Source organism: Rhizomicrobium sp. (assembly GCA_037200985.1).
GTDB lineage: Bacteria > Pseudomonadota > Alphaproteobacteria > Micropepsales > Micropepsaceae > Rhizomicrobium.
On record JBBCGJ010000001.1, the window covers coordinates 14,640 to 28,310 of the forward strand.

The 13,671-nt window shown below is 61.3% G+C and carries 15 protein-coding genes and 1 tRNA gene; 7 read left to right on the forward strand and 9 right to left on the reverse strand.

All coding sequences use genetic code 11. The features are described from left to right. Positions 1-7 precede the first annotated feature (7 nt). The 6 genes from mgtA to WDN01_00100 form a co-directional block, all read right to left on the reverse strand. Positions 8-2,614, reverse strand: a complete 2,607-nt coding sequence (gene mgtA, locus WDN01_00075; GenBank protein MEJ0024395.1) for a magnesium-translocating P-type ATPase — start codon at positions 2,612-2,614, stop codon at positions 8-10. A gap of 508 nt (positions 2,615-3,122) precedes the next feature. Then, positions 3,123-3,308 (reverse strand): CsbD family protein, encoded by a 186-nt coding sequence (locus WDN01_00080; GenBank protein ID MEJ0024396.1) that lies wholly within the window; start codon positions 3,306-3,308, stop codon positions 3,123-3,125. 176 nt (positions 3,309-3,484) lie between these two features. Next, on the reverse strand, positions 3,485-3,652 hold the full coding sequence (locus WDN01_00085) for a DUF3309 family protein (protein MEJ0024397.1): 168 nt from the start codon (positions 3,650-3,652) through the stop codon (positions 3,485-3,487). 373 nt (positions 3,653-4,025) lie between these two features. Next, positions 4,026-4,805 (reverse strand): sensor histidine kinase, encoded by a 780-nt coding sequence (locus tag WDN01_00090; protein ID MEJ0024398.1) that lies wholly within the window; start codon positions 4,803-4,805, stop codon positions 4,026-4,028. Positions 4,806-4,956: 151 nt separating this feature from the next. Further along, complete coding sequence (locus tag WDN01_00095; GenBank protein ID MEJ0024399.1) at positions 4,957-5,634, reverse strand: Crp/Fnr family transcriptional regulator; 678 nt, start codon at positions 5,632-5,634, stop codon at positions 4,957-4,959. Positions 5,635-6,006: 372 nt separating this feature from the next. Further along, positions 6,007-6,767, reverse strand: a protein-coding gene (locus tag WDN01_00100; protein ID MEJ0024400.1) for an IS5 family transposase whose coding sequence is annotated in 2 segments (ribosomal slippage) — positions 6,007-6,440 and positions 6,440-6,767 — 762 coding nt in all. Because the reading frame shifts where the segments join, the coding sequence is not laid out codon by codon here. A gap of 141 nt (positions 6,768-6,908) precedes the next feature. Here WDN01_00100 and WDN01_00105 point away from each other — a divergent pair. The 6 genes from WDN01_00105 to WDN01_00130 all read left to right on the forward strand — a co-directional run bounded on the left by WDN01_00105 (position 6,909) and on the right by WDN01_00130 (position 10,772). Further along, positions 6,909-7,418 (forward strand): hypothetical protein, encoded by a 510-nt coding sequence (locus WDN01_00105; protein ID MEJ0024401.1) that lies wholly within the window; start codon positions 6,909-6,911, stop codon positions 7,416-7,418. A 698-nt stretch (positions 7,419-8,116) separates the two neighbouring features. Then, entirely contained in the window at positions 8,117-8,356 is a 240-nt protein-coding gene (locus WDN01_00110) for a helix-turn-helix domain-containing protein (protein ID MEJ0024402.1), read from the forward strand. A 222-nt stretch (positions 8,357-8,578) separates the two neighbouring features. After that, on the forward strand, positions 8,579-8,974 hold the full coding sequence (locus tag WDN01_00115) for a MucR family transcriptional regulator (GenBank protein MEJ0024403.1): 396 nt from the start codon (positions 8,579-8,581) through the stop codon (positions 8,972-8,974). Positions 8,975-9,070: 96 nt separating this feature from the next. Beyond that, positions 9,071-9,808 (forward strand): type IV toxin-antitoxin system AbiEi family antitoxin domain-containing protein, encoded by a 738-nt coding sequence (locus WDN01_00120; protein MEJ0024404.1) that lies wholly within the window; start codon positions 9,071-9,073, stop codon positions 9,806-9,808. After that, entirely contained in the window at positions 9,805-10,626 is an 822-nt protein-coding gene (locus WDN01_00125; protein ID MEJ0024405.1) for a nucleotidyl transferase AbiEii/AbiGii toxin family protein, read from the forward strand. Before WDN01_00120 ends, WDN01_00125 begins: the two co-directional genes overlap by 4 nt. Beyond that, positions 10,623-10,772 (forward strand): hypothetical protein, encoded by a 150-nt coding sequence (locus tag WDN01_00130; protein ID MEJ0024406.1) that lies wholly within the window; start codon positions 10,623-10,625, stop codon positions 10,770-10,772. Before WDN01_00125 ends, WDN01_00130 begins: the two co-directional genes overlap by 4 nt. A gap of 44 nt (positions 10,773-10,816) precedes the next feature. Here the strand turns inward: WDN01_00130 and WDN01_00135 are convergent. The 3 genes from WDN01_00135 to WDN01_00145 all read right to left on the reverse strand — a co-directional run bounded on the left by WDN01_00135 (position 10,817) and on the right by WDN01_00145 (position 12,230). Next, positions 10,817-10,891, reverse strand: a tRNA-Val gene (locus WDN01_00135). Between the two features lie 58 nt (positions 10,892-10,949). Further along, a complete protein-coding gene (locus WDN01_00140; protein ID MEJ0024407.1) occupies positions 10,950-11,537 on the reverse strand; it encodes an NAD(P)H-dependent oxidoreductase in 588 nt (195 codons plus the stop codon). A gap of 33 nt (positions 11,538-11,570) precedes the next feature. Next, positions 11,571-12,230 (reverse strand): HAD-IA family hydrolase, encoded by a 660-nt coding sequence (locus WDN01_00145; GenBank protein MEJ0024408.1) that lies wholly within the window; start codon positions 12,228-12,230, stop codon positions 11,571-11,573. Between the two features lie 89 nt (positions 12,231-12,319). Here WDN01_00145 and glmU point away from each other — a divergent pair, with 89 nt between their 5' ends. Then, positions 12,320-13,666 carry a bifunctional UDP-N-acetylglucosamine diphosphorylase/glucosamine-1-phosphate N-acetyltransferase GlmU gene (gene glmU / locus WDN01_00150; GenBank protein ID MEJ0024409.1) on the forward strand — a complete coding sequence of 449 codons (1,347 nt, stop codon included), beginning with the start codon at positions 12,320-12,322 and terminating at the stop codon, positions 13,664-13,666. Positions 13,667-13,671 lie beyond the last annotated feature (5 nt).

The window sequence follows — 13,671 nt, forward strand, 5'->3', positions numbered from 1 at the left end:
ATACCGTTCAGCGCTTGGTAGCGAAGCGGTAGAAAAAGCCTTTGACGATTTCGACAAGTGCCAGATACGCCGCGGTCGCGCCCAGCAAATAAACGAAAAACAAGGGCGGCGGCGCGACAAAGCCGAACCAGCGTCCCATCGGCAATAGCGCTAGCGCGACTGCGATTGCCACGGCGCCAACCGCCATGGCGACAAGGAAAGCGTGAGGCTTGCTTTGGAAGAAGCGCCGGCGCGTGCGAATGGCAAAGACAACCAGAACCTGGGTCGTGATCGATTCGATGAACCAGCCCGTCTGAAACAGCGCCGCGCCGGCGGCGAACAGATGAAGGAGCGCGTAGAACGTCAGAAAATCGAAAACCGAGCTGATAGGGCCGAACACCAGCATGAACCGCTCAATCAGCTTGATGTCCCATTTGACCGGGCGGGCGATCGTCTCCGCATCGACGCGATCGAACGGGATCGCGATCTCCGACACGTCGTAGAGCAGATTGTTCAGCAGGATCTGGATCGGCAGCATCGGCAGGAACGGAAGGAACAGGGCCGCGCCCGCCATGCTGAACATATTGCCGAAGTTCGAGCTCGAACCCATCAGCACGTATTTGGAGACATTCTGTACCGCGCCGCGGCCGGCGGCCACGGCGTCGCGCACGACCGAGAGGTCGGGTGCCAGAAGGATCAGGTCGGCGGCCGCGCGGGCGACGTCGGCCGCGCCATCGACCGATATCCCGACATCGGCGGCGTGCAGCGCCGGGGCGTCGTTGATCCCGTCGCCCATATAGCCGACGACATGTCCCAATCGCTTCAGCGCCAGAAGGATCCGGTGTTTCTGTTGGGGATTGATGCGGCAATAGAGATTGGTTTGCTGGACCTGGCCCAAGAGGGCCTCGTCCGAAAGCTTTTCCAGCGCGTCGCCCGTCAGCACATCGGCGACCGACACGCCGATCTGCTCGAACACATGGCGGGTGACAAGCTCGTTGTCGCCGGTCAGCACCTTCACGGATACGCCCGCCTCTGCCAAGGCCTTGATTGTGGCGCCCGCGCTGGCCTTGGGAGGGTCCAGGAAAACGGCGAAACCCGAAAAGGCAAAATCGGCTTCATCGCTGATCGCTGCCGTCTTGTGGCTCTCATCGACCGCATGGCTGGCCACGCCGAGAGAGCGATAGCCTTGCGCGCAAAGCGTATCGAGCGTGGCCTGGAAGGTGCGGCGCGTCTCGGCATCGAGCGCTTTTTCCATCCCGTCGGCCGCTTCGTATGTATTGGACAGTCGCAGGATGTCTTCCGGTGCGCCTTTGACGATCAACCGGCGCTTGGCGTCATGCTCGACCAACACGGAAATCCGCCGACGCTCGAAATCGAACGGCACTTCGTCGATCTTCGTAAAGGGCGCCATGTCGAAAGGACGTGCGACGATGATAGCATCGTCGAGCGGGCTCTTCATGCCGCTTTCGAACCGGCTGTTGACGCAGGCATAGGCAAACGTCCGGTCGCAATCAGCGCCCCGGCCGTCGATGGTCCGCACGAGCTTGATGGTGGCTTCCGTCAGCGTGCCGGTCTTGTCGGTGCACAGGACGTCCATGGCGCCGAGATCGTGGATCGCGGACAGTCGCTTCACGATGACCTTGCGCTTGGCAAGTTCCATCGCGGACCGGGCGAGGGTTACGGTGACGATCATGGGCAGCAGTTCGGGCGTCAGCCCCACCGCGAGCGCCAGCGCGAACATCAGGGATTCCAGCACCGGCCGATGAAAGGAGATGTTCACCACCAGCACGAACAGCACCATCAGGATGGTCAGCCGCATGATCAGCATGCCGAAGCGGCGAATGCCCAGCGCGAAGGCCGTGGCGGGCGGTTTCTCCGCCAGGCTTGTGGCGAGATTGCCGAGCGCCGTTTTGCTGCCGGTCCGGCAAATGACGATCGTCGCGGTGCCGCTGATCACCGAGGTGCCGGCAAAGACGGCGTTCGACGCGCCGGCGGGATTCTCGGCGCCGATGGCGGTGTCGCCAGCCTGTTTCTCCGCCGGATAGGGCTCGCCGGTCAGAAGAGCCTGGTTGACGAACAGATCGCGGCCTTCGAGCAGACGGGAGTCTGCTGGAACGAGATCGCCGGCGATCAATTCGACAATGTCACCCGGAACCAGTTGGTCGATCGGCAGGGAAAGCTTCGCCCCGCCGCGCAGCACGGTTGCCTGCACCGCTACGGAGCGGCGCAAGGCGTCCACCGCATTCTGGGCCCGTACCTCCTGCACGAAGTCCAGCGTCATGCCGAGGGTGACGATGCTGAGCACGATGAAGAAACTGGCAAGATCGCCGGTGGCGGCGGACAAACCGCTCGCCACCAGGAGGATGATCACCAGCGGATTGCGGAAGCGCGCGAGAAACTGCAACCAGAGCGGCGAACGCTTGACGGTCGCCGCGTCGTTGAGGCCGTAGGTCGCCAATCGCGACTGGGCCTCTGCACCACTCAAGCCTGCTGGAGTCGTTGCAAGCCGCGCGAGAAGACCGGCCAACGGCACCTTCCACACATCGTCGGGACTCAACTCACCCGCTACAATTGGCAGCGCGCGATTGTGAGACGCCCGGCCGCTCGACTGCGCGACTTTAAGATTGGATACCATCGGCTAGGGCCTCCCGCACGGCGCGATTGCAAGAGTATTGCTCAAATGGATGTTCGCGTCCTGTCGCTTGGAGAGCGAAAAGACGATCAAGCTGCGGTTCGCGGATTTCGCCAGCCGCATGCATCCGCTTTCGATCACGAGAACCGAACTAGCTACTGGGACGCTGCGCGAGAAAACAGTTTGGGGAATATCTGTTGCTTGGTCGCTTGAACGTTATAGCGCTTACCAGTAGCCGCGACCGCGGCCCCAATATCCACCGCCGCCGAACAACAGCACAGCAACAACGATAATTATAATCAATGTCATGAGAGCCCTTCTGCCCGCGTCATATGCATGGATGGCTGGCCGTTCAGTAACGAAACTGATGGCAAAAAGTTCCACGCACCGTCGGCACGGGCGAAGGCGGCAAGCAAAGGCTGGCGCTTGGCAGAAACGATTTGCGATCGATAAAAACGAAAAGGCCCGGCAAGCGCGCCGGACCTTTTCGTGATTTCGAAGTAATCTGCGGTCAGTCCCGATCGCCCAAGTCGCGAATCTTGTCTTTGGCGTCGCCGACGGCGCTTTCGATCTTCCCCTTGGCCTTGTCGAGATGACCTTCGCCCTGCAGCTTCGTGTCGCCAATCGCTTTGCCAACGCCGACCTTGACGGCGCCCTTGGCCTGATCGCCCGCGCCCTTGATTTTGTCCTTGTCCATGAAGCTCTCCTGTTGAACCCAACCGTTGGGTTGTCTGGCAACGGTGTTACCGGACACATGTTCCATTGCACGAGGTGAAAAGCACGGGTGAACAACATGTTTAGGGGGTTGCAGCGATATCATGGGGAATGCCGCGAATGCACCCAATGGCGCGCGCCCGGCGTTCATTGGCGGCTTCAAGAATGAACGCCGCCCAGCGCCCCAACCAGCCAGAGGATCACCAGAATGACAAGCAACGTGCCGAGCACACCGCCGAGCCCCGCGCCGCCGTAACGACTGTAGCCGAAGTATCCACCGCCGCCGAACAACACCACAAGCACCACAATGATCAATATGAGACTCATGCTTTATCTCCTGCTGGCAGACTCAGCGCTTGATCCGGGAAATCTTCGTACCCTCGATACTGACACCGACCATCTCGCGGACTCCGGATTTACTGCCATCCGGTGGTTACCTCTGTGCTGCCTGTCTTCGTTTCGCAACCGCACTGCGCCGTTTCGATGCGCGAACGGTCCGCATCAAAAACACCAGCCAATGTTAGTGCCGCGTCCGCTGGACCACTGTGCAGAATTGACCACATGCGCGGAGTTCCGAGCGCGGCTATGCCATTGGACGAATTTGCAATTCGGTCACGGCGGGACACTGGCGGACCGTCGCTGCAAAGCGGTGCGACGAACGCCCCTACTGCCGTATCATTCGGCGCGCGATTTGCTGACGTCAGGAGAAGTGAACAGCAAAGAGCGCGCCGCGATTGCCTTCCCCTCGACCAAAAAGAAGATGACCACCAATTTGATCGACAAAAGACCGAACGATTCTCATCCCCAATCCTTTTGACATTGCCGGATCAAATCCTTCCGGAAGAGCCGGGCCGGCGTTGGAGACGGCCAGCACATAGCCCTCTGAATAGAGATTCAGGCTGACGGCGATCCGACCTTCGCCATATTTGGCAGCGTTGGTGATCAACTCGTTGACAATGAAGCCGAGCGGAATTGCGGTCGCGGTTGGAAGGCTGACCTCGACAGATTGGACGGTGATCGCCTGTTCCGGGTCCTCCTCGGACGTCATCATGCCGGAGAAATCGCGACAGAAATCCTCCAGATATTTTCCAAATGCGACAGTGTGCGTTCCATCGTTGAAATGAAGGCGGCGATGGACGCGTTCGATGGTTGCCACCCGTCTGGCGGCTATGGACAACTGCAGGGCCACGTCGGGAGTGGCGGCTGCGCGGCTCTGGAGCGAAAGCAGGCTGACCACCATTTGCAGGCCGTTCAGCAGCCGATGATCGGATTCTTTGCGAAGCATCTCCTGCTCCTGGATTAACGCGTCCTTTTGATGAAGAAGAACCGCCTCCCGAGCAAGCGACTGGCGCAGAGCATCTACGGGACACGGTCCGACGTCCTGCTCGCACGCATAGCCCGACATCAAACCGGCCTTCGGAGATTTGGATTTGAGGCGCAGAGTCGGAAAAGATCGACCGATCGAATGTCCAATAGCCATGGTCTTAGTCCTTCACCGGCGCCGAACCACCCGGCGGAACGGCGTGCGAAGGAAACCTTATGGGCGTCCGGACCCATCCACTGTGCAGGATTGCTCACATCCTACCGTGGCAAGATCGGCGGAGTGCATGGCGGCGACGCGTTGGGCGCGTTCAGGTATCGATATGCGGCTTTTCGTGAAGAACCAGGTTCAATAGGGACTTATGAACCTCGATGGCGCCGCCATGATCGTAATCTATCAAGCCAAGTTTACGAAATTTGTTCATGAAGAAACTGACGCGGGAACGCGTGGTGCCGATCATCTCGGCAAGGGTCTCTTGGCTGATTTTCGCGATCAAAGGCTCCGGCTTTCCTTCCTTGCCGAAGTTCGCCAGCAGCAGGAGCAGCCTGGCGAGCCGCTTCTCGCTCGAATTGAACAGTTGATCGACGAGGTCCGCTTGAATACGCAGGCTGCGGTCCAAAATATGCGCAATGAACATTTCGGAAAACCCCGGTTCCTGTCGTATCAATTTGCGCAGTGTCGTCTTCTCAAGCCGTGCGATAGCAGCGTCGGTTAGCGTCTTGGCCGTCGCGGTACGGATTCGCTGTCCATCGAGGCATTCTTCGCCGAGAAAATCATCTGCTGAGAGAATTGCAACGATCGCCTCCTTTCCCTGCTCCGAAAGAACCGTGAGCTTCACCTTGCCCTTCAAGATGTAGAAAATGGCGTCGGCGGCGTCTCCCTGCGAGAAGATATTTTCGTTCTTGCGGTACTTGCGAACGCTTCGACCCGCGCCAGTTTGGGCGAGAAATGATTTAGGATCGAATGATGGCTTGGGTCTGGCCGGCATGACAAAATCTCCGCTGGTCCGGCGATCGTGCTTTCATCGTCGCGCCAACGCGGTGGTTTCAATTCTCGCTGTGCCGCTGGTGCAACTGTGCCCACCCGATCGTGCGCGCGAATAGCTGCATCGCGCTGCCGCCATTCATTCTAGTGACCGTCTTTGCGAATTCAACGAAAATGTCCGGTACCGGACACTGCCTCCAGCCGTTCGCCGGAAAGCTGGCATCCCAACGCCTCAATGGTCTCTTTACGAGCGTGCCGGTCCGAGCTTCGTGGCGGGAATGCGCACAATGTCCAGAAATGTTTGGAATTTCTTCCTCCAGCGTCGGTGAGCAAAATTGCTCAGCCTGAACCGTCCCTCACGAACTAGGGCCACGACTCATAAAATCCACCATACGATGACAGCGACGAGGCATACGGAAGCGAGGAAGTTTCTTGCCAGCCTGTCGTAGCGCGTCGCGATGCGCCGGAAGTCTTTGAGGCGGCAGAAGGCGTTTTCGATCCTGTGTCGCTGCTTGTAGGATTTTCTGTCGAAGCTAAAGGGCTGCTTGCGATTGGCCTTGTTGGGAATGACAGGCTTGGTGCCGCGATCACTGAGCCATTGCCGAAGTTCGGCGCTGTCGTAAGCCCTGTCGCCGAGCAGTTTCTTGGTGGCCTTGGAGCGGCGGATCAGACGTTGTGCGGGCGGACAATCATGCGCCTGGCCGCCGGTCAAAAGGATGGAAAGAAGACGGCCTTTAGCATCTGCGACTGCATGGATTTTCGTGTTTCGCCCGCCGCGCGAGCGACCAATAGCCTGCTTATGCTCCCCCTTTTTGCGCCCGAAGCCGAGCGGTGTGCCTTGACGTGCGTGGAGTCGATCATCTGTGTAGCGCCGGATCGGCCACGGGCCGCGAGCTCGCGGAACAACCGCTCCCAAACGCCGCGCTCTGCCCAACGCACGAAGCGATTGTAGATCGTCGTCGGCGGACCGTATTCCGGCGGGCAATCGCTCCACCGACAGCCGCTCTTGAGCACATGCAGGATGCCGCTGATCACGCGGCGGTCGTCGACCCGCTCCTTGCCGCGCACGTCCGTCGGCAGATACGGCTCGATCTGAGCCCACTGCTCGTCGCTCAGCCAAAAAAGATTGGGTCGCATCTCATCAGCTCCGAATCAACGAGCATAGAGAATCAACAACCCATTCAGCCAACAAGACTTTTATTGGGTTCGCACCCTAATGTGCTAGTCGCAGGCTGGGCTGTCGGGCGCTGGCATCAGCAACAGTTCAACGGTATCGCCATGCCCAGAGCAGAAACAGATGTAATCCAGAGCAATCGATTGCTCGGCGCGTTGGAGCCCGCCAGCCGCAAGCGGATCGATCCCCATCTTCAGCCGGTCACATTCAAGCTCGGGGTGGTCGTATGCGAGGCGGGCGGCGTGCTGAAGCATGCTTATTTCCCGCAAGGTTCTGTCCTTTCGCTGCTCACCGTTCTGGAAAACGGCTCGGCAATCGAGACGGCCAACATTGGACTGGAGGGCGCATTCGGCCTCTTCGCGGCGATGTGCAGCCGCGTCTCCTTCAACCGCTGCCTCGTGCAACTGGAAGGCGACATGGTTCGCTGCCCGATTGCGATTCTGCAATCGGAATTCCGAAACAGCGAACACGTGCGCAATCTCTTCGTGAGCTATTCGGAGACGCTGTTGTCGCAAGTTCAGCAAACCGTCGCGTGCAATTTCGTTGGCGCAGTGCCAGACGTTTGCGCTGCTTCGCGTCGCCCGTGGCAAGCGCAGAGATCAGATCGAGAATGATGGCTCGGACACGCGAGTTTTCGATGCTCCAGATCATCGCAAAGAGTGACGACGCCTCGTCATCAACAATGTCTATTGGAAGGGGCTCGGTGCAGCCGTCGAGCCCTTCGAAGAAATATATGATCTCGACTTTGAGGATGATGGACGCCTCGAACAGACGGCCGGCGCTGATGCGATTTGCGCCCCGCTCGTATTTCTGCACCTGCTGAAAGGTCAGCCCCAGAGTCTGGCCCAGGTCGCTCTGTGACATGCCGCGCGACGTGCGGGCCAGACGAAGCCGGCCCCCGACATGTCGGTCATATTGCGTCGAGCGTTTGCGGTTCGGCTGGGCGGTTTGCGTCAAGTGTCCTCCCGTGACGTTGAGCCCGCGGCTGGCGCGGTCCTCGCGCGCGCCTTGCGCACTTCCTCGCGCATGGCAATGCGAGCGCAATTGCTGATCCGATCTCGTCGTCAATCGATGAGGAATGCTTTAAGGACGGGGTTGGCGGCACGTCCTTGGCGTCGGGGGGCACTTCCTTGGAGGACCGGCTCTTCGGCGGCTGATTCGTCTGCTCGCGTCTAGATGGCGGCATGGATCAATTACCCTACATCCTGCGGCTGTAAGAAATACCCTATCCGGGATAGATATCAACCTAACGAGGTCAATAAAGACCCTCTCTGTAGCTAAAAGCGCCCCGGCGCGGCGATTGTGCGCGTGCATGATCACAGCGCGTCAAATTCGGGCGGCCCGTGCTTTGTTGGGTTGGTCGCAGCAGAACCTCGCGGACAAGGCCGTCGTGTCCTTGAACGCCGTGACGCGCCTCGAGCGCGGCGAGGTCGATCCGCGCTTCAGCACAGTGATGGCCGTCCAGAAGGCTATCACCAAAGCCGGTATCGAGTTCATTTCCGAAGATGACAGGAAGGGCGAAGGTGTCCGCCTCGCCAAGACCGGCACCTGACGACAGTGGCGTTTCTCTTGTGAGCAGCCGGCGGTCGCACTCGGTCCCGCGGCTTCGCCGCTCCTGCGTGTGCGCCGCGTCGCGCGCGCTGGTCGCGCGCCGCCGGCCGCTCGGCGGCGCGTTCGCCCGCACGAAGAACGCGGGCTCCTGCAGCCTCCGTCTTTCCAGGCACGGCTGCCGCCGTGGTCATTTGCTCTTTTCGGAGCAGAAGGCACGCTTGAGATGGTCGCGAAGGTTGTAGCGGCTTACGTCAGCAACAACCCCGTTCCGGTGGCGGAGCTTCCCGGCCTTGTAAGGAGCGTGCATGGCACATTTGCCGGCTTGATCGGATCATCGACTGCGGACGCGGTCACAACACAGAAACCGGCCGTCCCGATCAAGAAGTCCGTGACGGCGGAACACATCGTTTGTTTGGAGGACGGGAAGAAGTTGAAGATGCTCAAGCGATATCTGCGGTCGCGATATCAGCTATCGCGGGAAGACTATCGCGCCAAGCGGGGGCTTGCGCCTGACTACCCCATGGTCGCGCCGAACTACGCCGTGCAGCGTTCGGCGTTCGCCAAGAAGATCGGCCTGGGCCACCGGTCTCCCGAACCTCGGCGGCGGAAGCGTGGGTGATGTTTGAGAAAGTATGAATTATCGTAGTATAACTACGATAATTCCGATAAATCTAATCTTGCCTTGTGTGTTTGGAAAAGTGCATATAATCGTAGCATGACTACGACAGAGAGAAACAAACTAAACACCCTCTATGCCGGGCTCGCGCCCGGAGCCCCGCTGACGCCTGAGGATATTGCTGGTCTCGGTATATCGGCCGACCTTGCCGTCCACTATGTGCGCTCGGGCTGGCTGACGCGGCTTGCACGCGGCGTATACAGCAGGCCGAACGATACCTTGGCGCTTCATCCGAGCCTGCTGGTCTTGCAGCGCAAGCTGAAAGGTCTGCATGTCGGCGGTAAATCCGCTCTCGACTGGTATGGCGTCCGCCAATACGTGTCGCAGCAGCCGATCCTGCATCTCTACGGATGGGCGGCGGCCACGCTCCCGCGCTGGTTCACGGAACGCTTTCCGGCCGAATATCATCGCAAGCGCCTGTTCGAAGAAAAGCCCGGCGCTTTGCTCCACGCCGGTCCGTTCGAAAGGCGCAGTGGTGCGCCTCTGGTATCTGCCCCTGAGCGGGCGCTGCTTGAGGTACTGAGCGAGGTTGGTGTCCGCCAGCCGATGCAGGAAGCGCGCGAGCTCGTCGAAAGCACCTACAGCATGCGTGCCGATGTATTGGGTGAGCTCTTGCGGCGCTGCACGAGCGTGAAGACAGTCAGGCTCTGTCTGCAACTCGGAAAGGAGAGCTCGCTTCCCTGGGCGGCAAAGCTCAAACCGGACAAACTGCCGACCGGCAGCAATCGCCGCTGGGTCTCCCGCTCCGCCGATGGTCTGCTGGTGCTCAAGCCATGAACCAGCTCTACCTCGATACAGCACGCATGCTGGTGCAGGTGGCGCCATTCGTATTCACGGACGACGCTTTGGCCCTGAAGGGCGGCACCGCGATCAACCTCTTCACGCGAGATATGCCGCGCCTCTCGGTGGACTTGGACCTTGTCTTCGCCGACCCGGCGGTTCCTCGCGAACAGGCACTGCGCCGTATCAACGCCGCCATACGGCAGGCTTCGGAACGTCTCAGCAAGAGCGGATTCCAGACACGTGCCACCATCGCTGCCGGCGCCGGAGAAACGAAACTTCTGGTGCGGCGCGGCTCCATTGAAGTGAAGATCGAGGTGAACTTCGTCTTGCGCGGAACGGTTCGGCCGGTCCGCCTCGCATCGCTTACGCCCCGCGCCAGAGAGACATTGCTGGCCGACCTGGAAATTCCCGTTGCCTCACTTGAAGACCTTTATGGCGGCAAGCTCGTTGCCGCGCTGGACAGGCAGCATCCTCGCGACCTATTCGACGTCCTGCAGCTGTCTGAGAATGAGGGAATCACGAATGGCATTCGCCGCGCTTTCGTCGTCTACTTGGCAAGCCATACCCGTCCGGTTCATGAAGTCCTGTTTCCGCGCCTTCGCGACATAACGCAAGACTACGAGAACAACTTCGTCGGTATGACGACCGATCCTGTCGCCCTCGACGAACTAATTGCGACACGCGAGCGAATGCTGACCCAGCTTTCCCACTCGCATTTCCAGAGTTCGACCGCTTGGGTGGCGCCGTTGATTTTTCTCTCTACGAACATCGAAGCCTGGGTGGTGAAGGTTATCGCGGACAGCTTGATATGACCCCTGAACTCGCTGCTTTCCAGAGTGAGTCATCCGCCGATTCTGACCGTGAACAAAAGCCGATTTTCAGCCTCAAATTTTTCCACGGGTTTTCCACGGATTTCGGTGCCGAAATCTGCTTTTGTACGCCGTTCGGTGCCGAATAGAACAAAATCGCGTTTGGAAAAACCCGCGGAAATCCTGTCAAAAATGGTGGGCGCGACAGGGATTGAACCTGTGACCCCTCCCGTGTGAAGGGAGTGCTCTCCCGCTGAGCTACGCGCCCGCGCCGAACGCGGACGTGCCGTATAGGAGCACCCCGCCCGGGGCGTCAAGCAGGCCGGCTAATAGGGCGGCTTCGCCTTCGCCCGCTGGGCCTTGGCCGCTTCGGCCCACCACGCCAGGTCGTCGGCGAAGCGCGCGAACGCCTTGTGCTGCACGGCGCCGGCCTCGCCCATGGGCTTGCCCTCCGCGTCGAGCACCTGGGTCAGCGTGCCGACTGTCAGGGTGCTCGAGACCACCACCATCCCCATCTCCGACAAGATGCCGTGCCAGGTCGAGTTGACCCGCGCCCCGCCGAGCCGCCCCGGCGAATAGCTCGCGATCGCCGCCGGCCGCCAGAACCATTCCTCCAGGAAATGATCGGTCAGGTTCTTCAGGCCAGGCTGGACGCCCCAATTGTACTCGCCGGTGACGAAGACGAAGGCGTCCGCCGCGCGGATCTTCTGCGCCAGCGTTTCCATCGCCGCCGGCGCCTGGCCCTTGGGATGCTCCTTGTACATGCGGTCGAGGATCGGCAGGCCGACCGCCTTGGCGTCGATCAACGCGACGGTCTCGCCGCGCGCCGCGAAGCCGTCGACGACGAATTTCGCCAGCCTTATGCCGATGCGGTCGGACCGATAGGAGCCGTAGAACACCAGTATCGAAGACATGCCGTCCCCCGATCGTTTCGACGCGGACGCGGCTCAGGCGCCCAGCCGCCGCGCCAGCGCCGGGATCTCCGCGAAGTCCGCCGTCACCGCGTCGCCGCCGAGCCTATCCGCCGGCTCCGGCGTATAGCCATAGGACACAAGTATGACCGGCGCCCTGGCGGCCCGTGCCGTCGCCACGTCGGTCACGCTGTCGCCGATCATGATGCCGCCGGCCGCGCCCAGCTCGCGCACCACGTCGTGGAAGATGCGCGCGTCCGGCTTGACATAGCTCATCCGCCCCGCGCCGTAGATCACCGGAAAGAAGCGGTCGAGCTTCAAGGCCTTCAGCAGCAGGTCGGCCATCTCCTGCGGCTTGTTGGTGAGCACGCCGAGGTGGCGGTCCTCGCCCAGCAGGGTCTCCAGCGTCTCCTCCACGCCGGGGAAGGCCACGCTCTTGTCCGCGATATGGGCCCGGTAATGCACCAGGAAGCGGTCGACCAGCTCCGCCAGCCGCGCATCCTCCACCGGCGCTCCGGTCGCCGCCATGGCCTGGCTGATCAGCGAGCGCGCGCCGAAGCCGACCATGTGCCGGAGCGTCGCCGGATCGACTTCGCGCCGCCCCTCCGAGCGCAGCACGGCATTGGTCGCGCCCAGAAGGTCGGGCGCGGTGTCGACCAGGGTTCCGTCGAGGTCGAAGATCAGGGCGGTTTGCATCGTTGACGATTCGTTTCGAAGAGAAGAGCAATATAGCGTCGCAATTCGTCACTTTGTCCTTTTTCCGTCGGCCTTTAAGGGAATTCGCCATGGCGAGAGCAGCCGTCATTCTGGCAGCGGGGCAGGGCACGCGGATGAAATCCGCCAGGCCCAAGGTGCTGCACGCCGTCGCCGGCCTTCCCATCCTGGGCCATGTCGTCGCCGCGATCCGCGGCGCGGGCGTCGACCGCATCGTCGTGGTCAGCGCGCCCAACATGGATGGGCTTCGCGGCTATGTCTCCAGCCTGGGCGCCGAGAACGCGATCCAGGACAGGCCGCTCGGCACCGGCCACGCCGCGCTGGCGGCGGCCAGCGTGCTCGGCCGCTTCGACGGCGCGCTCCTGGTCAACAATGGCGACATGCCGCTGGCGCAGTCCGCGATGATGGAGGAATCGCTGGCGAGTGCGGAGAAGACCGGCCTCTCCATCGTCGCCTTCCGGCCGAAAGATCCGGCGCAGTATGGCCGCGTGCTGCTGAACGCCGACGGCACGCTCGACCGCATCGTGGAATTCAGGGACGCGACGCCGCAGCAGCGCGCGATCGACCTGTGCGGTGCCGGGACCTATTCGGCCGCCGACGCGCGAAAATTCTTCGCCTGGGCGGCGCGGCTCTCCAACGACAACGCCCAGAAGGAATACTACATCCCCGAAGTCCCGCTGATCGCGAAAGCCGACGGCGTCCCGTGCGCCGTCACGCTCGCCGACGAGACCGACGTCATGGGCGTCAATTCCCGCGCCGAGCTGGCCGATGCCGAGCGCGCGATGCAGCAGCGCCTGCGGTCCCGCGCGCTGGCCGCCGGCGTCGGCATGACGGCGCCCGAGACGGTGTTCCTCTCCCACGACACGGTGCTGGAAGCGGACGTCCATATCGGCCCCTATGTCGTGTTCGGTCCCGGCGTGCGGGTCGAGAGCGGGGCCGAGATCAAATCGCATTCCCATCTCGAAGGCGCCCATGTCGGGCAGGGCGCGCTGATCGGCCCCTATGCGCGGCTGCGCCCCGGGGCGCGGATCGCGGAGGACGTCCATATCGGCAATTTCGTCGAGGTGAAGAACGCCACGATCGAAAAAGGCGCCAAGGCGAACCACCTGACCTATCTCGGCGACGCGCGGGTCGGCGCGGGCGCGAACATCGGCGCCGGCACCATCACCTGCAATTACGACGGCTTCGACAAGCACCACACCGACATCGGCGCCGGTGCCTTCATCGGCTCGAACGCCGCGCTGGTGGCGCCGGTCAGCATCGCGGACGGCACCTATGTCGGCGCCGGCTCGGTGATCACGAAGTCGACCGGGAAGGACAGTCTCGCGGTGACCCGCGCCGAGCAGAAGGAAATCCCCGGCTGGGCGGAGAAGTTCCGCACAAGGAAGAAGGCCGAGAAGGCCGCGAAGAAGAAATGACGTTC